Below are 21,715 nucleotides of genomic sequence, written 5' to 3'. Positions count from 1 at the left end.
GCTCCTTCCCGTCTGGTCGTTGAATCCCCGCTTCAGTCGCGGGCTGGCTTCGAGTTGATCGAATTTTCTCCGAGGAGTCCACCGGGCCGGAACAGAAGCGACAGCACCAGCAGAAGCCCGATCAGGATCACCTGCACGGCCCCGCCCTGTGCCGCGTAGGCGGGCGGCACCAGCTTGGTCACCGCGATGCCGGACGCCGCCCAGAGCCCCCAGACCACGAGCGTGCCGAGGAGCGCCCCGCGGTTGTTGCCGCTGCCCCCGACGATCACCATCGCCCAGACCTGGAAGGTGAGGATCGGCAGGAAGTCGAACGGGCTGACGAAGCCGATGAAGCCGACATAGAGCGCGCCCGCCAGCCCCATCAGCATCGACCCGAGCACGAAGGCCTGGAGCCGGAAGCTGGTCGCGTCCTTGCCGAGCGAGACCGCCGCCTGCTCGTCCTCGCGCACCGCCCGCAGCGCCCGCCCCCAGGGCGCCGCCAGCATGGCGTCGAGCGCCAGGGTGACCAGGACGACGATGCCGGCGAGCAGCGCGAGGTAGCCGAGATTGAATGAGAAGGGCGTCGTCAGCCAGCCGGAGAGCGGCCGGGGAATGCCCGAGAAGCCGTTGCCGCCCCCCGTCAGGGCCTCCCAGTTGAGTGTCACGAGCTGGATCACCGTGGCGATGCCGAAGGTCGCGATCGCCAGGTAGTCGTCCCGGAGCCTGATCGTGGCGAGGCCGACCACCCAGGCGGCGAGCCCCGACGCCGCCATGGCGCCCAGGATGCCGACGATCCAGGGCAGCCCGAGGTTGCCGATCAGTTCCGGCTTCGGCGCAGCCGTCAGGATCGCATGCGTGTAGGCCCCGATCGCGTAGAAGCCGACCACGCCGGCATTGAAAAGGCCGGTGTATCCCCACTGCAGGTTCAACCCGAGCGCCACGATGCCGAGGATCAGCACGACGCAGGCGAAGAAGACGAGGTATGAGAAGAGCCCGATCATGACTTGCGCCCGAAGAGGCCCTGCGGCCGGAAGAACAGGACGAGCAGCAGGAGCACGAAGGGCATCGCGGTCTTGTAGCCGGTCGAGACGAAGAGGGTGGAGACGTTTTCGGAGAGCCCGACCAGGAGCCCGCCCACCACAGCGCCCGGCAGCGACCCGACCCCGCCGAGAATGGCGGCGGCGAAGAGTGCGAGCAGCAGGCTCGCCCCCATCTCCGGATGCAGTTGCGGCGTCAGGCCGAGGAACACCCCCGCCATCGCGGCGAGCGCCCCGGAGAGGATCCAGGTCCACCGGACGAGGCCCTCCACCTCGACCCCGCAGGCGCGCGTCAGCGCCGGGTTCTCCGCCATGGCGCGCATCGCCATGCCGGTGCGGCTGTAGGTGAGGTAGAGGTGCAGCGCCGCCACCGTCACGACGGTCACGCCCAGGATGAAGAGCTGGTCGGGCAGCATGCGGACGTCGGGCAGGACCTCGACGGCGATCTGCAGCTCGCGCGTATAGGCGTGCGTGCCGTGGCCCCAGATCAGCACGATTACGTGGCGCAGGATGAGGGCCGCCCCGAAGGCCGCGAACACGAGCGAGAGCCGCGGCGCCCCGCGGGCGCGCAGCGGACGGAATACCAGGAGGTCCACCAGCCAGGCGAGCAGGCCCGTCAGCCCGCCGGCGAGCAGCATGGCGGCGACGAGCTGCCAGCCGAACGTGAAGGGCCCCGTCGGCGTGCCGGGGCCGAAGAAGGAGACGAAGACGAGCGCCAGGTAGGCGCCCCAGGTCAGGAGCTCCGAATGGGCGAAGTTGGCGAAGCGCAGGATCTGCAGGCCGAACGACACCCCGATGGCGCCGAGCGCCACGATCGCCCCCGTCAGGATCCCGTCCGCGATCGTCTGGCCGAGCATCAGGCGCTCCTCTCGGCGGTCTCGGCCCGCGCCCCCAGGAACGCCTCCGCGAGGCCCCGGTCGGCGAGGAGGTCGGCCGCCCGGCCCGAGGCGTGGTTCCGGCCCCCGGCGAGCACGTAGCCGCGGTCGGAGATGCGCAGCGCCGCCTTGGCGTTCTGCTCGACCATCAGCACCGCCACGCCCTTCCCGGCGAGGCGCCTGAGGTCCGTGAAGACCTGCGCGACCATGCGCGGCGCCAGCCCGGCGGTCGGCTCGTCGAGCAGCACCACCCGGGGCCGGGTCATCAGCGCCCGCGCCACCGCGAGCATCTGCCGCTGCCCCCCGGAGAGCGACCCGGCCCGCGCCGCGCGCTTGGCCACGAGGTCGGGAAAGAGCGCGTAGGCCTCCTCGAGCCGCGCCCGGAGTTCGCCCCGGACCGTATGGCCGCCGACCACCAGGTTCTCGTGGATCGTGAGCGTGGTGAAGACGTTGCCGGTCTGCGGCACGAAGGCGAGCCCCGCCGCGACCTTCTCGTGCATGGGCAGGTGCGTCACGTCCCGGCCCCCGAGCAGGATGCGCCCGCCCTCGACCGCCAGCAGGCCGGCGAGGGCCTTCAGGAGCGTGGACTTCCCCGCCCCGTTCGGCCCGATCACGGTGACGATCTCGCCCGCCGCGACGGCGACGCCGGCCCCTTGCACGATCGGAAAGCCCGGCACGTAGCCGGCCACGACCGCCTCGGCCGAGAGGACCGGGTCCGTCATGCCGGCAGGTCCCCGAGATAGGCATCGAGCACCGCCGTATCGCGCTGCGCCTCGGCGGGAGTCCCCGAGAAGATCAGCCGCCCCTGCGCCATCACGTGGACCGGGTCGCACAGGCGCATGACGAGATCCATGTCGTGCTCGATCACCAGGAAGGTGACCCCGCGCGCCTTGAGAGCCAGGATGCGGTCGACCAGCGTTTCCATGAGGGTCCGGTTCACGCCCGCCGCCGGCTCGTCGAGCAGGATCAGCTTCGGTTCGTTCATCAGCACCCGGGCGAGCTCGAGGAGCTTCTGCTGGCCGCCCGACAGGTTGCCGGCGAATTCCCCGAGCTTCTCGCCGAGCCCGCAGAACCGCAGCCGCTCGACCGCCCGCTCCCGGATTTCCGCCTCCTGACGGCGAACCTCGGACCGGTTCCACCAGGCGTTCCAGAAGCGTTCGCCGGATTGGCCGACCGCCGCCACCATGGCGTTCTCCAGCACGGTCATGCGCGGGAACGGCCGGGGGATCTGGAAGGTCCGCGCGAGGCCGAGCCGGAAGATGCGGTCCGGCTTCCGCCCCGCGATCTCCTCCCCCGCGAAGGTCACGCTGCCCGCCGAGGGGGCGAGCGCGCCAGCGACCAGGTTGAAGAGCGTGGTCTTGCCCGCCCCGTTGGGACCGATCACGCCCGTGATCGTCCCGGGGTGGACGGTGAGGTCGACGCCGTCCACGGCCCGGAATCCCTCGAAGCTTTTCACGAGACCCCGGACTTGCAGCACGGTCGGCTGATCCACGACTGGAAGGGAACGGCCCGGCGATGATAGCCATGGCGGCACCCCCGTCAATTCAAGCGCTTGACGCGCCGGGGGCGCGCTTCCGCCGGGGCGGGACGCCAGCCGGGAGGACCGCCATGACGCGCCGTTTCATTTCCACAGGATCGGTCTACGAATCCCTCGCCGGCTACAGCCGGGCGGTCGTGGACGGCAACTGGGTCTTCGTCTCCGGCACTGTCGGCGCCGACTTCGCCACCGGCCGCTTCGCCGAGGGCGCCGCCGCACAGGCCGAGAAGTCGATCGACACGATCGAATGGGCGCTCGGCGAAGCCGGCGCTCGGGTCGAAGACGTCGTCCGTGTCCGCGTCATCGTGCCGAACACCGCGGACGTGGCGGCCGTCTCGCAGGTGGTCGCCCGCCGGCTGGGACCGGCCCGGGCCGCCAACACCACCTTCTGCGCCCCGCTGGCCGTGCCGGAGGCGCTGGTCGAGATCGAGGTGACGGCCCTGAAGCCCCGCCCGCGCCGGCGGCCCGGCTAGGCGAGGCGGCTGCGCAGCCGGAAGGCGAGCACGAGCAGCAGCACCCCGAAGGCGAGCGCATAGGCGCCGAGCCACCAGGCGAGCACCACCGCGCCGATGAGCGGCGCGACCGCGAGGGCGAGGCCGAAGAGCAAGGACACGATCCCGGCGAGCAGCATCCACAGCCGCCCGTGCTCGCGGGTCAGCTTGAAGGAGGCCGCGACCATGAGCACGCCGGTCAGCAACGACCAGGCCGCGACCGCGATTATGAAGCCGACCACCGCGCCGGCCGGGAAGGCCACCAGGGCAACGCCGAGCACCAGATCGAAGACGCCCTCGGCGAGAAGCAGGCCCCAGCGTTCGCCCCGCGCCGCCGCCCGGACGCCGGCCACGATGCCGAAGGCCCCGTCGACCACCAGGTAGGCGGCGAACAGGAGCGCGAGGGAGAGGATCGCCGCCACCGGCGCGGCAAGTGCGATGATCCCGAACAGAACGGCCGCCGCGCCCCGCAGGGCGAGCGCCCACCAGTTCCGGGCCAGCGAGGCGCTCATGATGGGATCGCCGCCGCCGAGGGTCGGCGGGGTCACGGGCTCGCGGCGGATGTCCCCGTCGTTGCGGATCGTCATGGACCAGATCTCCCTCGCCAGGCGCCGGCGGCGCCGAGCGGAGAGAATAACACCAAGCTCACGCTTACGTTCCAGCTCGTCCCGTCGCGGGCCGCAGCTCCGGAGCGTCGAGGGATTGCGCGACGCCGGGCCAGCCCCGACCGCTCGCGCCGGATCCGCAGGGCGGGGCCGGCCTTGCCGGCCTCCGAGGCTTAAGGTCGTCCGGGCGCCTGAACGGCGGAGGATGTTGATTCACGGCTGCCGCGGTCCCCGGCGGCCGCCAGGCCCGTCGCGCCCGCTGCATCGGCATGAACGGAAAAGGGCACGGTTCCGACCGCAGTCGCGAACCATGCCCCTCGGAATTTTCGACGAGGCCGCCCCGAACCGGGACGGGCAATGCGTCAGCTCGACTTGCGGGCCCGGATCCAGGCGTACCCGAAGGCCGCGAGCACGACCGGCAGGCCGAATCCGGCCATCGGACCCGGCACGCCGAGGACACCCTCGCCGCCCGTGCGGCGAGGTCCGTCGGCGAGCGCCATGCCGACCGAACCCACGATGATCAGAGCGGCCAACGATACGACCTTACTCATCGACAACTCCCTTTGAAATCCCACCCGCGATACGGGGCGTTAACCAACGTCAGAACTTACAGGTTTGTTCCGGTTCGGTGAAGCTGGTTTCTTCAGCAGACACCGAAAAAAATTCCAAGTTGCATGCAAATGGCCTGCATCCTGAGGCGACGATGCACGCGTTAGTCGAGTGGTGCCTCGGCTCGCTCGTGGGGGCCGTAGTCGCGAACCACCTCCGCAACGCGCAGCCTGTAGGTCCGGAACATGCCGTTCCGACCCATCGCCTGCGCGCGCCGGTGGTCGAGATGCGTGCGCCAGACCTTCAGGGCCGCCTCGTCGCGCCAGAACTGCAGGGACAGGAGCTTTCCCTGCTCGTAGAGGCTTTCGAACCGCTCGACCGACAGGAACCCGTCGATGGCCTCGACCTCGCTGCGGAGGTCCGCGGCCAGGCGCAGGTAGGCGTCCTTCTGTCCCTCGGCGGGCCAGACCTCGAAGATGACGGCGAGCATCGAAGGATCTCCCGGACCACCGCTCAGTCGGGACGTGCCGCGGCGAGGGCGGCGGCGCTGTCGTAGAATTCGGTCACCTCGGCGATCTTGTCTCCCCGGAACCGGATGACGTCGGCCTTGCGGACGGTCGCGGTCTTGCCGGTCCGCTTGTTGCGCCAGCCGCAGCGCCCGATGGCCACCGCCTTGTCCCCCTCCGAGATGACGTCGTCCACCTCGTAGTAGACCATCTCCCAGTCTTCCGCGAGCACGGCGAAGTAGCGTTTCACGTCGTCCAGGCAGCAGATGCGCCCGGTGAACTCCATCCCTTCGGCGCCGTCCGCCATGGAGTGCCAGCTCACGTCCTCGGCGATGTGGTCGAGGAACGGATTGACCGCTCCCTTGCTCTCGCCCCACGTCCGGTACAGGCCCGCGAGCAGGTCCGCCTTGCTGCGATCGGTGTTCATGGCCGCCTCCCATGTGGGGGCCAGTGTCCTCCGAACCCCGCTGCCGTGCAACCCTGGGCGGCCGCCGGCGCCCCCGCCGCGGACCGGGCCCTATTCCTCGGACCGATCGGCTTGACATCGACCCGCAGCGATGTAGCCTCCTATTACCGATGGGACGGCAGACGGGGGAAGAGTTGTCCGTCGCCATCGTCTTGCGGAATTCCAGAGACATCGAGGTCGGTCCCGGTCCGGAATCGGGTCCGAGCATGACCGCGTTTGCCTGGAAACGGTCCGGCCCCGTGATGGGCCGCCCCGACGACTGTTCCGCATGCGCCGATGTCCAGTCGAGCCGAGATGAAGACCACACGGCGGCGAAGACTGCCGGGACCACCAACGGGAGGAGATCCATGCCCCACGTCGCGAAGATGATCCTGGCCGGACTCGCGGGTCTGGCCCTCGGTACCGCCCCGGCGCTCGCCGGACCCGAAGTCGTGAAGGCCCAGAGCGAGAATCCGGCCTGCTTCAAGCCCTGGGATTCCAACACCAAGATGTTCAAATGGTCCGCCAAGCCGGGCCCCTACCGGATCGCGATCGCCAACGGCTTCGTCGGCAACACCTGGCGCATCCAGATGATCAAGACCGCCAAGGCCTTCGCCGAGCAGCCCGACATCAAGCCCCTGATCAAGGAGCTGAAGGTCGTCTCCACCGGCACCGACGTCGCCGCCCAGATCGGCGCGATCGACAACTTCATCAACTCCGGCTACGACGCGATCGTCACCATCGCGGTCAACCCGACCGCCTTCGGCCCGGTCATCCGGCGCGCCAACGGGGCCAACGTCGTCCTCGTCCCCTTCGACAACGTCCTCGATTCCGACGAGGTCATGATGGTCAACGAGGACCAGCTCGAGATGGGCCGCCTGATGGGCCGCTGGCTCGTCAAGAACATCCCCGCCAAGGCCGGCAAGATCCTCGAGGTGCGCGGCCTGCCCGGCAACTCCGTCGACCGCGACCGCCATGTCGGCTTCCGCGAGATCATGGAGGGCTCCGGCAACAAGTTCGAGATCATCGAGGTCGTCGGCAATTGGGACGACGGAACGGCGCAGAAGGTCGTGGCCGACGCGCTCGCGGTCCACAAGAAGTTCGACGGCATGTTCGTGCAGGGCGGATCGACCGGCGCCGTGCGCGCCCTCATCGACGCCAAGCATCCCTTCATCCCGGTCTCCGGCGAGGCCGAGAACGGCTTCCGCAAGCTCTGCGCCCAGCACGCGAAGGACGGTCTGCTCTGCGCTTCCGCGGGTCAGTCGCCGGGCCTCGTGGCCATCTCGATGAAGGCGGCCGTCGAAGCCCTCCAGGGCAAGGTCATGCCGCAGATGATCTCGGTGCCGATCCCCTATGTGGAGCACCCGGATTTCAAGGCGAACGTCAACTACTATCCCGATCTGACCGACAACTTCTTCACCCCCAATGAATTCCCGCCGTGCAACGTCAACATCACGGCGACCGAGATCATGGGCAAGAGCGAAGCCAACAACTGACGGAGCCGATGGCTCTTCTCCGGCCGGCCCCACGGCGCCTTGCGTGCCCGCGGGGCCGGTCCGTCTCGATCATCCCCCCGCCCCACGCCGAGGACCCCGATGGCCGAAGCCGCCCGCGCCCCGAGCCCCGCGCCCGCCGCGCCGCTTCTCGCCATGACCGGCATCTCCAAGCGCTACGGCGGCGTCCGTGCGCTCGAGGACGCCTCTTTCGCCTGCGCATCCGGCCGCATCCACGCCCTCCTCGGCGAGAACGGAGCCGGCAAGTCGACGCTGATCAAGATCATGGCCGGCGTCGTCCAGCCCGACGCCGGCGAGATCCTGCTCGAGGGCACGCCGCGTCGCTTCGCCGGACCGGGCGAGGCGACCGCGGCGGGGGTCGTCTGCATCTTCCAGGAACTCTCCCTGATGCCCGACCTGACGGTCGCGGACAACATCGCGATCACGAGGCCGCCGCGCCGCTTCGGCCTGATCGACCGCGCGGCGCAGCGCCGGTTGGCCGAGGAGGTCCTTGCCCGCATCGGCGCCGAAGACATCCATCCCCTCGCTCTCGTCGGCGACCTGCCGCTGTCGCGCCGCCAGATCGTCGAGATCGCCAAGGCGCTCGCCCGCCGCCCCAAGCTCCTGATCCTCGACGAGGCGACCTCCGCGCTGACCGCCGCCGACGTCGGCAAGGTGTTCCGGCTGCTGGCGCGCCTGAAGGCCGAGGGGCTCGGCATCGTCTACATCTCGCACCGCATGAACGAGATCCGCGAGCTGGCGGACGACTGCACGGTCTTCCGCAATGGGCGCACGGTCGGATCCTTCGCGGCCGGCACCAAGTCCGACTCCGAGGTCGTCGAGATGATGATCGGCCGCGAGTACAGCCACGTCTTCCCCCCGAAGCCCCTGCATGCCGCCCCGCCCCCGCCGGCCCTCGCGGTGTCCGGCCTGTCCTGGGAGCGCCGTCTGGCCGACGTTTCGCTCACCGTCGGCAAGGGCGAGATCGTCGGCCTCGGCGGCCTCGACGGCCAGGGCCAGCGCGAGATGCTGCTCGCGCTCTTCGGCGTCCTGGTCGGGGTCGAGGGCCGGATCGAGGTGGAGGGGCGCCCGGTCTCGATCGCCAGCCCCCGCGCCGCCAAGGCCCCCGAGGTCGGCATGGCGCTGATCCCCGAGGACCGGAAGACCGAGGGCCTGCTCCTGCCCATGTCGGTCCGCGAGAACCTGACCGTGGCGGCCCTGGGGTCGGTCAGCCGGTACGGCATCATCGACGGGGCCGCCGAGGACGCCGCGATCGCACGCCTGATCGACCTCCTGAAGATCAAGACCGGCGGCGCCGACCTGCCGGTCGGCTCCCTCTCGGGCGGCAACCAGCAGAAGGTTGTGATCGCCAAGTGGCTGATGACCCGGCCGCGGATCATCCTGCTCAACGACCCGACCCGCGGCATCGACGTCGGCACCAAGCAGGAGATCTACGGCCTCCTGCGCCGGCTGGCCGACGACGGCGCCGGCATCCTGTTCTACTCCACCGACTACGACGAGCTGATCGGCTGCTGCGACCGCGTCGCCGTCTTCTACGACGGCCGCATCGTGCGCACCCTGGCCGGGCCGGAGATCACCGAGCGGGCCCTGGTGGCGAGCGCCCTCAACCTGCCGGCCGAGATCGAGGCGGCCCGCGCCGCGGCGCCGGCCGCCCCCGGAGGCCATCCATGAGGGACTGGCGCTTTCACCTGGCCGAACACCAGCGGACGCTCCTCGCGCTCGCGGTCTTCCTGGCCATGTTCACCGTCTACATCTCCAACCATTCGGCCGGTCTCACTCCCAACGTCGCCACCACCGCCGCCAACAAGGCGGTCCTCCTCGCCATCGTGGCGATGGCCCAGACCTTGCCCGTGCTGACCGCCGGGCTGGACCTCTCCGTCGGCATGGTCTTCATCCTGGCGAACTGCCTGGCCTCGAGCATCGTGGTCGGCTCCCCCGCGATGACGGCCCTCGGCGTCCTCGGCGTCCTCGGCCTCGGGCTCGCCTGCGGCCTCGTCAACGGCCTGATCGTCGTCTACGGGCGCCTGCAGCCGATCATCACCACGCTCGCGACCGGCGCCTGCTATTACGGCTTCGCCCTGGCCCTGCGCCCGACCCCCGGCGGCGACATCAACCCCGACTTCGCCGACGCCCTGACCGGCCAGGTCTTCGGCGGCGTGCCCACGATGCTCTTCGTCCTGCTGGCCGTGGTGCTCGTCGTCTGGGTGCCCTACCGCCGGTCGGTCGTCGGCCGCGCCGCCTACGCGGTCGGCTCCAACGAGGCGGCCGCCTACATGTCGGGCGTCGACGTCGGCCGCGCCAAGCTGACCGCCTACCTGCTCTCCGGCCTGCTCGCCGCGATCGCCGGCCTCCTGCTCACCTGCCTCACCTACTCGGGCGAGGCCTCCTCGCCGATCGGCGGCACCTACACGCTGAACTCCATCGCCGCGGTGGTGATCGGCGGAACCTCGCTGTTCGGCGGCGCCGGCAGTGCGATCGGCTCGATCTTCGGCGCCTTCGTGCTGCGCACCGTCGAGGACCTCCTCTTCGTCTTCGACCTGCCGCCGCTCTGGCAGCCGCTATTCCAGGGCGTGGTGCTGCTGGCCGCCGTCAGCCTCGGCGCCCTGCGCCTTCTGAAGATCCGCAACCGCCTCGAACTCTTCGGATGACCAGGACCGACGGATGACCACGATCGCCGAACGCCTGCGCCGAACCGTCGACCCGGCCGCCCTGGTCGTCTTCGCCTGCACGGCGCTGCTCCTGTTCGTCGGCAGCTTCTACTCGGCCAACTTCCTGTCCCTGCCCTACCTGCTCCAGCAGCTCCAGGTCGCCGCCTTCCTGGGCATCATCGCATCCGGGGTCATGCTGGTGATCCTCCTCGGCCACATCGACCTGTCGATCCCCTGGGTGGTCACCATCGGGGGCATGATGTCGACCGCCATGTCCGGCTACGGCACGGTCGGCGAGGTCCTCGCCATCCCGTTCGGCCTTCTCTGCGGCATGCTGTTCGGCATCGTCAACGGCGTCGGGGTCGCCTATCTCCGGGTGCCCTCGATGATCTTCACCCTCGGCACCAACGCGGTCGCCCAGGGGCTGATGGTGGTCCACACCGGCGGCTTCGCCCCCCAGGACCACGCGACCGACGCCATGCACTTCCTCGCCGTCCAGCGCAGTCTGGCCGGCATCCCCAACGCCGTGCTGGTCTGGGCCGTGGTCGGCGCGGTCCTCCTGTTTCTCCTCGGCCGGACGACGCTCGGCCGCAGCATCTACGCGATCGGCAACCGGGAGCGCGCGAGCTACCTGTCCGGGATCGACACCCGCCGGGTGATCGTCGTCTGCTTCGCCCTCTCCGGCATGCTCGCCGCCATGGGCGGGGTCCTGCTCGCCGGCTACTCGACCAAGGCCTACCAGGCCATGGGCGACGCCTACCTGCTGCCCGCCATCGCGGCCGTGGTCCTCGGCGGCACCAACATCCTGGGCGGCCGCGGCAGCTACCTCGGCACCGTCGCGGGCGTGATCCTGATCACCGTCCTGCAGTCGATCCTGTCTGTGATGCAGATGGAGGAGGCCTACCGCCAGATGATCTACGGGGCGGTGATCATCGGCATGCTGCTCTTCTACGGACGCGCCCGGAAGCTCTCCGGCTGACCCCGCGCAGGCGGCGCGGAGGATTTCCCCGCCGCCGCGGATCAAACGGCCCCGGCGGACGTTGTTCCGGCTCGCTGAAGCGCGAGCGGAGCCCATGACAGAACCCGCCCCTGCCCCGCCGCAGACCGCCCACGGCCTCGGCACCCCCCTGATCACCGCCGGAGGCCTCATCTTCGCGGTCGGCGGCCTCTACTTCGGGCGGGACATCTTCATCCCCTTCGCGCTGGCGGTCGTCATCAGCTTCGCCTTGTCGCCCCTGGTCGCCGCGCTCCGCCGCCTGCGCCTGCCCCGGGTCGTCGCGGTCGTGGGCGCGGTCTTCATCGCTTTCCTCGTCGTCGTCTCGACCGCCTTCGTGGTCGGCCTGCAACTCGTCGAGCTCGCCGACAACCTGCCGAGCTACCGATCGACCGTCAGCCAGAAGATCCGCAGCCTGCAGGCCCCCGGCGCCAGCGGCGGCACGGTCGACAAGGTGACGTCGACGGTCAGGGACATCGCCGAGGAGCTGAAGAAGGAGCCCGCCCCCGATCCCGCGAACCCGCAGGCGTCCACCCGCCCTGCCGCCAAGCCGGAGGCCTCGCCGATCCCGGTGACGATCGCGGAGGGCCAGGCGAGCCCGATCACCATCCTGACCACATTCGTGGGCCCCCTTCTGGCGCCCCTGGTGACCGCCGGCCTCGTCATCGTCTTCGTCGTCTTCGTGCTTCTGGAACGCGAGGACTTGCGCGACCGCTTCATCCGCCTCTTCGGCGCCGGAGACCTCAACCGCAGCACCCAGGCGCTCGACGACGCCGCCAAGCGCGTGAGCCGCTATCTCCTGATGCAGCTCCTCGTGAACACCCTTTACGGTGTGCCGATCGGCCTCGGCCTCTTCCTAGTCGGCGTTCCCAACGCGCCGCTCTGGGGCCTGCTCGCCGTCGTGCTGCGCTTCATCCCCTATCTCGGGCCCTTCATCGCCGCCCTCTTCCCCCTCGCCCTGGCGATCGCGGTCGACCCCGGCTGGACCATGTTCCTCTGGGTCGGCGCGCTCTTCCTCGGCGCCGAGCTCATCAGCAACAACGTCGTCGAGCCCTGGCTCTACGGCTCCTCGACGGGCCTCTCGCCGCTCGCCATCATCGTCTCGGCCATCTTCTGGACCACCCTCTGGGGCCCGGCCGGCCTGTTCCTCGCCACCCCCCTCACCGTCTGCCTCGTCGTCATCGGCCGCCACGTGCCGCAGCTCCGCTTTCTCGACGTGCTGCTGGGCAGCGATCCCGTGCTGGCCCCGGAGGAGCGCTTCTATCAGCGCCTGCTCGGCGGGCACCTGGAGGAGGCGATCGAGATCGCCGAGGAGCGCATCCGAGCGGACTCGGCCCTGGCCTTCTACGAGCATGTCGGCATCCCGGCGCTTCGCCTCGCCGAGAACGACCGCCAGCGCAGCGCCGTCGAGATCGGCTACCGGCGGATCGTCGCCGACACAGCGATTTGCGTGGTGCGCGACATCGAGGAGAACGCCGAGATCGAATCTGCCCCGGAGGAGCTGCGCAACCTCGATCACGACGACATCACGCTCCTCTGCATCGCGGGTCGCACCGAGCTCGACCGGGCGGCGGCGGAGATGCTGGCCGAGGCGGCCCGCGAGCACGGCGGCGTCGTGCGCGTCCTGCCGCCCATCGCCATCTCGCACGACGCGCTCGGGCAGATCGACCTCGAGGGCATCGACGCGGTCTGCCTCTCCTATCTCCACCCGAACCCGATCACCTATGCCCGCTACACCTGCCGCCGCCTGCGCCGGCGCAATCCGAAGTGCCGGCTGATCGTGGCCGCCTGGAACCTCGCCTCCCGTCCCGCCGCCGACGACCTCGCCGCCAACATCGGCGCCGACGCGGTCGTCTTCTCCGTGGCCGCCGCCCTCGACCACCTCGCCCCCGCCCCCGCCTCCGCCCGGTCCGACACGCCGGCGCAGGACCCCGAGGCGGACCGCAACGCGTCGGCCGCGGTGCTGCGGTCGCTCGGCCTGTCCTCGACCACCGGCGAGCCCTTCGAGAGCTTCATCAAGCGCGCCGCGCAGGACTTCGCCGTCCCGCTCGCCCTCGTCACCCTGGCCCGCACCACGGCCCCCGCCCCTGAACCCGCGCCGGGCGACGAGAAGGTCGAGCGGCCCGCATCGCGGCGCGACGCGGTCTGGGCGCGTCTTCTGGAGGGCGAAGTGGACGTGAAGGTCTTCGCCGACGTGACCAAGGAGGAGCGCTTCGCCACCGACCCGCTGATCCTGGAGAACGGCATCCGCTTCTTCGCCGCCGCCCCTCTCATCTCCACCACGGGCCCGGTGATCGGCTGGCTCGTCCTGATCGACACCCGCCCCCGCGAGCCCCTGGGGGACGACGAACGCGAACTCCTGCGCGGCATGGCCGCGGAACTGGTCGCCGAACTGGAAGCCGAGCCCGCCACCCTGCCGTGACCGGCCCGTCCACCGCCGGCCCGCCCGGGAACGGCCGGCCCGGAAGAAGGGCGCCGTGGCCGACCGGCCGGGTCCTCACCCCTCCGGCACCCCGGCCTTGCGCAACCCTTCGACGAAGGTCGGCCCATGCGCGTAAGCGGCGAGGTTGGCGACGAGGGTCCTGACCACCAGGGGCGGGCCGACGCGGTTGCGGATCGCGATGAAGTCCCGCGCCTCGTCGACGAGGCCGAGATGCCCGCAGCAGCTGATCAGCGCGTTGTAGTGGCCCGGATAGGCCGGGTAGGACGCCACCGCCCGGCGCAGGAACGGCAGCGCCTCGTCGAAGCGCCGCGCCCCGAGGAGGGCGAGACCGTGGTTCGACGTATAGAGCCCCGCCAGGCTGTCGAGCGGGCTGAGGCGCAGCGCCCGGCCGGTCTCGGCGATCGCCGCCTCGGCCTGCCCGGCCCGGAGCAGGACCAGCCCGTGGACCGAATGGCCGAGCGCGAAGCTCGGGTTCAGCGCGAGCGCCGCGGCGGTCTCGCCGAGCGCCCGGTCGTGACGGCCGAGGGTGCTGTGGCAGAGCCCGGCGACCATCCGGGCCCAGGGATCGTTGGCGTCGAGTGCCAGCGCCGCCGTCGCCCTCTCGCTCGCCCGCGCCAGCGCCGCCGGCCGGTCCTCGTCCCAGTAGCAGACGGCCGACCACCAGGTCGCCCAGGACAGCAGCGCCTGCGGTCGCGCATAGGAGGGTTCGATCGCGATGGCCCTCTCCAAGAGCGCCTGCGCCTCCCGGTTCGCCTCCCGCTCCACCCGGTTGATGAGGTCGATGGCCCGCACCGCGAGGCCCCAGGCGTCGATGCTGTCCGTCTGCCGCGCCGCCGCCCGGAACCCCTCCTCGGCGGTGAGGTGGGGCTCGACCGCCGCCACCACCTTCTCGGTGATGTCGTCGAGCACCGTGAAGATGTCCCCGGGATCGCCGTCGTAGCGCTCGGCCCAGATGTGCTTGCCGGTCTCCGCGTCGACGAGCTGGCCGGTCACGCGCAGCCGGCCCCCGGCCGTGCGGACGCTCCCCTCCAGCACGTAGCGGACGCCGAGGTCGCGCGCCACCGCGCGCACGTCGACCGGCCGGCCCCGGTACACGAAGGTGGAGTTGCGGGCGATTACGAAGAGCCAGCGAAGGCGGGCGAGCCCCGTGATGATGTCCTCCGTCAGCCCGTCGGCCATGAAGGCCTGCTCGGGATCCGGCCCGAAATACGCGAAGGGCAGGACCGCGATCGAGGGCCGGTCGGGCGGCCGGACCGGTGCGGCCGGCTCGGCCGGGACCGGGTCGGGCTCGGGGCCCGCCTCGAGCAGGCCGCGCAGCGCCAGGCCGGTGTGTCCCTCCACGATCGCGAGGGTACGCTCGGAGAAGAGGCCCGTCAGGAGCTTGTCGACCGTCGACCGCCCGAGCCGCGTGCGGAAGGCGAACTCGTCGCGCGAGATGTGCTGGCGGGCGATGTAGTCCCGCACCGCCGCGGCGACCTTGCGCTCCCCGCTCATGCCGCAAGTCTCCGACTCGCCGGCCGATGCCCCTCGACGTACCGGTCCGCCACCGCGCCGCGCCTTCCCGTCGCCCCCGGCGCCGCCGCCGCGATGCGCGCGCGGGACGCCGAAAGCTCTCGACAGCAGAATTACTTAGCCGCGCAGACCGGTCAAGCGCACCGCGCAGGCCGGCGCCCCGGACCGGACGGGTTTTCCGGATCTTTCCGGCCTTTCCGGGAAAACTCCGGAAAACCCAGGCGACACCTGCGGAAATCCTTCGATGCTAGTAAGCTTCCCATTGCAGAGCCCGCGACAAGGCGGGCCGGGCACTTGGGGAGATTTCGATGAGCGATGCCGCCGTGTCATGGCCGCGCAAGACGCGCGACCTTCACAACCACCATTTCGACTCGACCGTCTGGGATGACTACGTCTTCCGCGACGGCGACATCGTCGTCGCAACCTATGCCAAGTCGGGCACGACCTGGACCCAGCAGATCATCGGCCAGCTGGTCTTCGAAGGAGACCCGGATGTCGACGTCGCCAACCTGTCGCCCTGGATCGACCTGCGGGTGCCCCCGAAGCCCGTGAAGCTCGCCGCCGTCGAGGCGCAGACGCACCGCCGCTTCGTGAAGACCCATCTTCCTGTCGACGCCCTCGTGATGTCGCCCAAGGCGCGCTACGTCTACGTGGCCCGCGACGGCCGCGACGTCGTCTGGAGCATGTACAACCATCACCTGAACGCCAACGCCGCCTGGTACGCCGCCCTGAACGACTCCCCCGGCCGCGTCGGCCCGCCGATCGAGCCGCCTCCGGCCTCGATCCGCCAGTACTACCACGAGTGGCTCGACCGGGACGGCCATCCCTTTTGGTCATTCTTCGAGAATGTCGCGAGCTGGTGGTCCGTTCGTAATCTCCCCAACGTGCTCTTCGTCCATTTCGCCGACCTGAAGGCCGACCTCGACGGTGAGGTCCGCCGCATCGCCGACTTCCTCGGCATCACGGTCGATCCGCAGCGCTGGCCGGCGATCCTGGACCATTGCAGCTTCGACTGGATGAAGCGGCACGCCGGCCAGACCGCACCGCTCGGCGGCGTCTTCTGGGACGGCGGCGCCGAGACCTTCATCCACAAGGGGACGAACGGGCGCTGGCGCGACACGCTGACGGACGCCGAGAGCCGCAAGTACGAGGACCTCGCCCTCGCCAGGCTCGGCCCCGACTGCGCGCGCTGGCTCGCCGCGGGCCGCCAAGCCGTCCAATAGACGACCGCCGACCGACCACCCGAACGATCCGGTGATGCCATGCCCTGCGCCAAGCGCCGGTCGATTTCGCGCGCCCTCCTGCTGGCCGCCGCCCTCGCCGGACCGGTGGCCCTGGCGGCCGCGGCCCCCGCCGGCGGCGACGCCCCGCCTGCCGCGCCCGAGCACCTCCGCGACACCGGGCTCTACGCAGACCCGGAGCGGCGGGCGGTCGATCCGGCCCACCTGACCTTCGCGCCGCAGTACGCGCTGTGGACCGACGGCGCCGCCAAGCGCCGCTGGATCTCGCTCCCGCCCGGCAGCCGCATCGACGCCTCGGACCCCGATGACTGGCGCTTTCCGGTCGGCACCCGCGTCTGGAAGGAGTTCGCCTTCGACGGCCGGCCGGTCGAGACGCGCTACATGGAGCGTCTGCCGGACGGCACCTGGCTCTACGCCGCCTATGCCTGGAACCCGGAGGGGACCGACGCCCTGCGGGTCGGACCCGCGGGGCGCCGCCGGGCGTATCCGCTGCCGGGCGGAGCGAGTCACGTGATCCCGGGCGTCCAGGACTGCAAGGCCTGCCACGAGGGGCAGGCGAGCCGGGTGCTCGGCTTCTCGGCCCTGCAGCTCTCGCCCGACCGCGACCCGCGGGCGCCTCATGCGGAGCCGCCCCCGGCCGGTTCGGTCGACCTAGCCGGCCTCGCGGCGACCGGCCTCCTCGAGGGCCTGCCGCCCGCCCTGCTGGCCGACCCGCCTCGGATCCGGGCCCCGACCGCCGAGGCGAGGGCCGCCCTCGGCTACCTGCACGGCAATTGCGGCCACTGCCACGACCGGTCGGGCCCGCTCGCCAGCCTCGGCCTCGTCCTCCGCCATCCGGCGCTCGCCCCGGAGGCGACCCCGCCGCCCGCGCTGGCGACCACGCTCGGGGTTCCCGCCCGCCGCCTCGGCTCGGAGGGTGCCACCCGCATCCACCCCGGCGACCCGGACCTGAGCCTTCTCGTGCAGCGGGCGGCCTCGCGCGCCCCGACCCTGCAGATGCCGCCCCTCGGCACGGCGACCGTCGACCACGACGCCGTCCGCCTGCTGCGCGCCTGGATCGCGCAGCTCGACCCCAAGCCCACACGGAGACCCGACCCATGATCCGCAGCCTCGTCCTCGCCCCCGCCTGCCTCGCCGCCCTCCTCGCCGCGAGCCTCCAGTCTCCGGCGGCCGAGCCCGCCGACAAGATCCGGCGCGGTGAGTATCTCGCCACCATCGGCCTCTGCAACGATTGCCACACCCCGCTGAAGACGACGCCGGACGGACCCGTGCCCGACATGAGCCGCATGCTCTCCGGCCATCCCGCCGCCGCCGGGGCGACACCCCCGATCCGCCTCCCCGAACCCTGGATGGCCGCGATCGGGCCGTCCCTCACGGCCTTCTCGGGCCCCTGGGGCGTCAGCTACGCCGCCAACCTCACCCCCGACCCGGAGACCGGCGTGCTGCGCGGCTTCACCGAGGCCCAGTTCGTCGCCACGCTGCGCAACGGCCGCCATCAGGGCCAGGGCCGCGAGATCCTGCCGCCGATGCCCTGGCCCTGGATCGGCAAGATGACGGACGAGGATCTCGGCGCCCTTTTCGCCTACCTGCGCCAGATCCCGCCGGTCCGGAACCGGGTGCCGGATCCGCTCCCGCCCGTCAATTGACCGCGGGCCCCGGGCTTCAGGACGGCGCGGGGCCGCGTCGCCTTCCCCAACGGCGCCGACCCCTTCCTCCGGAACGGCAGAAAATATCGACAAAATGGGTTGCCGAGCCCTGTTTGCCGATTTATTGTCTGACCGCCGCCTGACAGAGGAGCCGTGAACGGCCGACCAGGGGGCAGGAAACCCCAGACGAGGGAGTTCGGCATGACCCTCTTCCAGTCCATTCGCGCGGCCGCCATGGCGGCGCTCGTCGCGGTCCTCCCGCTCGGGTCCGCCGCGACGGCCCAGACCACCAAGGTGCAGGTCGCCCTCGGCGACACGATCTCGGTGGAGACCCTCGCCTACCTGATCGCGCTCGAGCGCGCCAAGGAGCGCGGGGTCGACTACAACCTGACTTCCTTCGCCAAGGAGGAACTCGCCATCCAGGCCGTCGTGAACGGCCAGGCGGATCTCGGCATCGGCACGCCCTATTCGGTCGTGCAGAAGTCCAAGGCGCCCCTCAAGGCCGTGTTCCAGGTCACCCGCCTCGTCTTCTTCGCGGTCGCCGACAAGCAGCTCTACAAGACCTGGAAGGACCTCGACGGGCAGCCCTTCGTGTTCCACGCCCGCGGCACCGGGACCGAGGCCATCGGCAACATCCTGGCCGAGCGCAACGGCATCAAGTTCGGCCAGCGCAGCTACGTCGCCGGCTCGGAGAACCGTGTCGTTGCCATGCTGAACGGCCAGATCAAGGCGACCATCGTCGACCTGGCCAACAAGAACCTGCTCCTCGCCAAGGGTGGCGACCGCTTCCACGTCCTGCCCGGCCTCGACGAGAAGGCGAGTGACGAGATCCTCTTCGGCCGCACCGACTGGCTCGCCAAGAACCAGGCCGCCACCGACGTGATCGTCGAGGAGTTCGCCCGCCTCTGGCAGCAGATGGCGCAGAACCCGAAGATCATCGAGCAGGAGCGCGCCAAGCGCGGCCTGCTGAAGGATCTCCCCAAGGAGCTCCTCGCCAACGTCGACAAGTTCTACGCCGAAGCGGTGGAGAACGGCGTCTTCGACAAGACCGGCGGAAGCCCGGCGGCCGTGCGCGCCGACTTCGACTTCTACACCCAGGCCGGCCAGATGACCGGACCCGCCGCGGAGCTGAAGGTCGAGGAGTTCTGGGACTTCGGCCCGCTCGAGCGCGCCCGCAAGAAGATCGGCGGCTGATGGCCGGTCCTCGAACGAGCCGCGGACCCGCCCGCCGGGTCCCCGGCCGAGCCGCGGACGGCGGACCCGGAAGGCATCCATGATCGGCACCGGCACCAAATCGGCACCCCCCGCCTCGCTCCCGGCCCCCTCGGCCGGGCGCGCGGTGCTGAGCCGGCTCACGGGCCCGCTGCCGCTTCGGATCCTCTCCTTCGCGATCGCCCTGGCGGCCTGGGAGGTGGCCGGCCGCTGGCCCGTCAGCCCATCTTTCCCGCCCTTCTCGGAAACCGCCGTCGCCTTCGCGGGCCTGGTCACCGACGGGAGCCTCCTCGCCGCCTTCGCGATCACGCTCGTGCCGCTCGCCATCGGGGTGGCGATCTCGGGCCTGGTCGGGGTCGGGCTCGGGGTCGCGATGGGCCTGGACGAGCGGATCGAGTGGCTCGGCGTGCCGGTCTTCATCGTCCTCCAAGCGGCGCCGCTCGCCGCGCTGGTGCCGCTCCTCGTGCTCGCCTACGGCATCGGCATCACCACCAAGGTGGCGATCGTCTGCATCATGGCGATGCCCGTGATCGTGCTGAACGCCTTCAAGGCCGTCCGGCACACGCCCCGCTCGCTCGTCGAGATGGGCACTATTTTCATGGGCACGCGCCGGCAGATCATCGGCAAGATCATCCTTCCCGCCGCCACGCCGGTCATCTTCGCCGGGCTCAGGCTCGGCACCGCGGCCGGCTTCGTCGGCGCCGTCCTGGCCGAGCTCCTCGTCACCCCGACCGGCATCGGCGACATCATCACGTACAACCAGTCGATCGCCGAGTACCCGAAGATGTATGCCGCCATCGCGGCCGTCATCGCGGTCTCGGTCGCCTTCATCGAATTCCTCGGCTTCGTGGAGCGCCGCTTCCTGAGGCCCGAAAGCCGGAGATCCTCATGAGCCCCGCCATCGCCGGCGCCGCTCCCGCGGACCGCGCCCCGCCGCTCCCCGCCGGCACCCCGGAGGCGATCGTGGAGGTGCGCGGCATTTCCAAGACCTACGGCACCGTCGAGGCGCTGAACGGCATCAGCCTGACCTTCCCGGAAGGCCAGCTGACCTCGATCCTGGGTCCGTCGGGCTGCGGCAAGACCACGCTCCTCAAGATCATCGCCGGCCTCCTGGAGCCCAACGCCGGCGAGGTCTGGGTCAAGGGACGGCGCGTCACCGCTCCGGGACCGGAGCGCAGCTTCGTGTTCCAGGACTTCGCCCTGATGCCCTGGGCGACCGTCATCCGCAACGCCGCCTTCGGGCTGGAGCTGCGCGGCGTGCCCAAGGCCGAGCGCGAGGCGGTCGCCGCCAAGGCCATCGTCGAAGTCGGCCTCGGCGGCTTCGAGCAGAAGTTCCCGCACGAACTGTCCGGCGGCATGCGCCAACGCGTCGGGCTCGCCAGGGCCCTCGCGGTCAACGCCGACGTGGTCATGATGGACGAGCCCTTCTCGGCCGTCGACGAGCAGACCCGGCGCAAGTTCCAGGAGGACCTGCTCCGCCTGGTCGCCCAGGAGCGCAAGACCTTCCTGTTCGTGACCCACTCGATCGAGGAGGCCGTCTACGTCTCCAACCGCATCGTCCTCCTGTCGCGCCGCCCGAGCCGCGTCCAGCGGATCATCGACATCGACCTGCCGCGCGACGGTGACCCTGAGAAGATCCGCCGCCATCCGGACTATCTGGATACGGTGGAGGAAATCTGGCAGGGGCTGAAGCACTATGTCGACTGAAGGCCTCGCCCCATGACGATCCGCGGCATCCGCATTCCCATGATGGCGTCCCTGCTGATCTGGGCCCTCCTCTGGGAGGTCGTCGGCCGCGCGGAGGTGACGATCCTGATCCCGCCGCTCTCCGCCACGCTCGTCCGCCTCGTCGAGATCGCCGGGACCGAGACCTTCTGGGACGCCCTCGCCATCACGGCCCGCACCTTCGCGCTGGGCAGCGCGGTCGCGATCCTGGTCGGCGTGCCGGTCGGCATCCTGATGGGCCGGCTGCCCCTCGTCGACCGCATGCTGCTGCCCTGGGTGAACACCTTTATCAGCGCGCCGCTCTCCGCCCTGGTGCCCGTCATCATGGCGATCTTCGGCTTCGGCGAGACCACGATCGTGCTCACCGTCGTGCTCTTCGCGATCTGGATCGTGATCCTCGACGCCCGCGCCGGCACCGAGGCGATCTCGCCCTCCCTGGTCGAGATGGCCCGGGTCTACGGGGCGACGCGCTGGCAGGCCTTCTCCAAGATCTACGTCCAGTCGGCCCTGCCCGAGATCCTGACCGGCATCCGCCTCGGCCTGCTGCGCGCCGTCAAGGGCGTCATCATCGGCCAGCTGCTGGTCTCCGTGGTCGGCTTCGGTCACCTCTTCGAGATCTACTCGTCGAACTTCCTCATGGAGCACATGTGGGCCCTGCTCGTCGTGCTCTTCGGTCTCGCCTTCGCGCTCGACGCGGTGCTGGGCGCCGTCGAGCGCCGGGTCGACCACTTCGCCTCCTCCCGCCAGTGATCCCAC

The 21,715-nt window shown here is 70.6% G+C and carries 22 protein-coding genes; 13 read left to right on the top strand and 9 right to left on the bottom strand.

The window, feature by feature from the left end; all coding sequences use genetic code 11:
• Positions 1-32 precede the first annotated feature (32 nt).
• The 4 genes from WBG79_RS17755 to WBG79_RS17740 are packed head-to-tail and all read right to left on the bottom strand — an operon-like array spanning position 33 to position 3,368.
• Complete coding sequence (locus tag WBG79_RS17755; RefSeq protein WP_337358518.1) at positions 33-980, bottom strand: branched-chain amino acid ABC transporter permease; 948 nt, start codon at positions 978-980, stop codon at positions 33-35.
• Complete coding sequence (locus WBG79_RS17750) at positions 977-1,873, bottom strand: branched-chain amino acid ABC transporter permease (RefSeq protein WP_337358517.1); 897 nt, start codon at positions 1,871-1,873, stop codon at positions 977-979. The genes WBG79_RS17755 and WBG79_RS17750 overlap by 4 nt, the downstream gene beginning before the upstream one ends.
• On the bottom strand, positions 1,873-2,613 hold the full coding sequence (locus WBG79_RS17745) for an ABC transporter ATP-binding protein (protein ID WP_337358516.1): 741 nt from the start codon (positions 2,611-2,613) through the stop codon (positions 1,873-1,875). Before WBG79_RS17745 ends, WBG79_RS17750 begins: the two co-directional genes overlap by 1 nt.
• The gene (locus WBG79_RS17740; RefSeq protein WP_337358515.1) at positions 2,610-3,368 is read right to left on the bottom strand and encodes an ABC transporter ATP-binding protein; all 759 of its coding nucleotides are present in this window, start codon (positions 3,366-3,368) and stop codon (positions 2,610-2,612) included. Before WBG79_RS17740 ends, WBG79_RS17745 begins: the two co-directional genes overlap by 4 nt.
• Positions 3,369-3,499: 131 nt before the next feature.
• Between WBG79_RS17740 and WBG79_RS17735 the strand changes: the two genes are divergently transcribed.
• The gene (locus WBG79_RS17735; RefSeq protein WP_337358514.1) at positions 3,500-3,901 is read left to right on the top strand and encodes a Rid family hydrolase; all 402 of its coding nucleotides are present in this window, start codon (positions 3,500-3,502) and stop codon (positions 3,899-3,901) included.
• On the opposite strand, the gene WBG79_RS17730 is transcribed toward WBG79_RS17735, so the two are convergent.
• From WBG79_RS17730 to WBG79_RS17715, 4 genes are all read right to left on the bottom strand, one after another.
• Positions 3,898-4,506 carry an HdeD family acid-resistance protein gene (locus WBG79_RS17730; RefSeq protein WP_337358513.1) on the bottom strand — a complete coding sequence of 203 codons (609 nt, stop codon included), beginning with the start codon at positions 4,504-4,506 and terminating at the stop codon, positions 3,898-3,900. The two genes, WBG79_RS17735 and WBG79_RS17730, sit on opposite strands and share 4 nt — an antisense overlap.
• Positions 4,507-4,886: 380 nt before the next feature.
• Positions 4,887-5,075 carry a hypothetical protein gene (locus WBG79_RS17725; protein ID WP_337358512.1) on the bottom strand — a complete coding sequence of 63 codons (189 nt, stop codon included), beginning with the start codon at positions 5,073-5,075 and terminating at the stop codon, positions 4,887-4,889.
• 161 nt (positions 5,076-5,236) lie between these two features.
• Complete coding sequence (locus WBG79_RS17720; protein ID WP_337358511.1) at positions 5,237-5,563, bottom strand: antibiotic biosynthesis monooxygenase family protein; 327 nt, start codon at positions 5,561-5,563, stop codon at positions 5,237-5,239.
• A gap of 23 nt (positions 5,564-5,586) precedes the next feature.
• Positions 5,587-6,006 (bottom strand): nuclear transport factor 2 family protein, encoded by a 420-nt coding sequence (locus WBG79_RS17715; protein WP_337358510.1) that lies wholly within the window; start codon positions 6,004-6,006, stop codon positions 5,587-5,589.
• A gap of 386 nt (positions 6,007-6,392) precedes the next feature.
• Between WBG79_RS17715 and WBG79_RS17710 the strand changes: the two genes are divergently transcribed.
• The 5 genes from WBG79_RS17710 to WBG79_RS17690 all read left to right on the top strand — a co-directional run bounded on the left by WBG79_RS17710 (position 6,393) and on the right by WBG79_RS17690 (position 13,602).
• On the top strand, positions 6,393-7,520 hold the full coding sequence (locus tag WBG79_RS17710) for a sugar ABC transporter substrate-binding protein (protein WP_337358509.1): 1,128 nt from the start codon (positions 6,393-6,395) through the stop codon (positions 7,518-7,520).
• Between the two features lie 99 nt (positions 7,521-7,619).
• Positions 7,620-9,209: a sugar ABC transporter ATP-binding protein gene (locus WBG79_RS17705; protein WP_337358508.1), complete on the top strand. Its 1,590-nt coding sequence runs from the start codon at positions 7,620-7,622 to the stop codon at positions 9,207-9,209.
• Positions 9,206-10,186 carry an ABC transporter permease gene (locus tag WBG79_RS17700; RefSeq protein ID WP_337358507.1) on the top strand — a complete coding sequence of 327 codons (981 nt, stop codon included), beginning with the start codon at positions 9,206-9,208 and terminating at the stop codon, positions 10,184-10,186. The genes WBG79_RS17705 and WBG79_RS17700 overlap by 4 nt, the downstream gene beginning before the upstream one ends.
• Positions 10,187-10,199: 13 nt before the next feature.
• Positions 10,200-11,165, top strand: a complete 966-nt coding sequence (locus tag WBG79_RS17695) for an ABC transporter permease (protein WP_337358506.1) — start codon at positions 10,200-10,202, stop codon at positions 11,163-11,165.
• Positions 11,166-11,259: 94 nt separating this feature from the next.
• On the top strand, positions 11,260-13,602 hold the full coding sequence (locus WBG79_RS17690; RefSeq protein ID WP_337358505.1) for an AI-2E family transporter: 2,343 nt from the start codon (positions 11,260-11,262) through the stop codon (positions 13,600-13,602).
• A 75-nt stretch (positions 13,603-13,677) separates the two neighbouring features.
• On the opposite strand, the gene WBG79_RS17685 is transcribed toward WBG79_RS17690, so the two are convergent.
• Complete coding sequence (locus tag WBG79_RS17685) at positions 13,678-15,117, bottom strand: tetratricopeptide repeat protein (RefSeq protein ID WP_337358504.1); 1,440 nt, start codon at positions 15,115-15,117, stop codon at positions 13,678-13,680.
• A gap of 326 nt (positions 15,118-15,443) precedes the next feature.
• Here WBG79_RS17685 and WBG79_RS17680 point away from each other — a divergent pair, with 326 nt between their 5' ends.
• From WBG79_RS17680 to WBG79_RS17650, 7 genes are all read left to right on the top strand, one after another.
• Complete coding sequence (locus WBG79_RS17680; protein ID WP_337358503.1) at positions 15,444-16,358, top strand: sulfotransferase domain-containing protein; 915 nt, start codon at positions 15,444-15,446, stop codon at positions 16,356-16,358.
• A gap of 39 nt (positions 16,359-16,397) precedes the next feature.
• Positions 16,398-17,477, top strand: coding sequence for a hypothetical protein (locus WBG79_RS17675; RefSeq protein WP_337358502.1), 1,080 nt, complete (start codon positions 16,398-16,400; stop codon positions 17,475-17,477).
• Entirely contained in the window at positions 17,474-18,022 is a 549-nt protein-coding gene (locus tag WBG79_RS17670) for a c-type cytochrome (RefSeq protein ID WP_337358501.1), read from the top strand. The genes WBG79_RS17675 and WBG79_RS17670 overlap by 4 nt, the downstream gene beginning before the upstream one ends.
• A 201-nt stretch (positions 18,023-18,223) precedes the next feature.
• Entirely contained in the window at positions 18,224-19,216 is a 993-nt protein-coding gene (locus tag WBG79_RS17665) for an ABC transporter substrate-binding protein (RefSeq protein WP_337358500.1), read from the top strand.
• 79 nt (positions 19,217-19,295) lie between these two features.
• The gene (locus WBG79_RS17660; RefSeq protein ID WP_337358499.1) at positions 19,296-20,126 is read left to right on the top strand and encodes an ABC transporter permease; all 831 of its coding nucleotides are present in this window, start codon (positions 19,296-19,298) and stop codon (positions 20,124-20,126) included.
• Positions 20,123-20,941, top strand: a complete 819-nt coding sequence (locus tag WBG79_RS17655) for an ABC transporter ATP-binding protein (RefSeq protein WP_337358498.1) — start codon at positions 20,123-20,125, stop codon at positions 20,939-20,941. Before WBG79_RS17660 ends, WBG79_RS17655 begins: the two co-directional genes overlap by 4 nt.
• A 12-nt stretch (positions 20,942-20,953) precedes the next feature.
• Complete coding sequence (locus tag WBG79_RS17650) at positions 20,954-21,709, top strand: ABC transporter permease (RefSeq protein ID WP_337358497.1); 756 nt, start codon at positions 20,954-20,956, stop codon at positions 21,707-21,709.
• Positions 21,710-21,715 lie beyond the last annotated feature (6 nt).

Source organism: Prosthecomicrobium sp. N25 (genome assembly GCF_037203705.1).
In the GTDB taxonomy this organism is placed as follows: Bacteria; Pseudomonadota; Alphaproteobacteria; order Rhizobiales; family Ancalomicrobiaceae; genus Prosthecodimorpha.
Note: the sequence above shows the minus strand (reverse complement) of the source record. Positions and strands in the feature narration are given on the sequence as shown.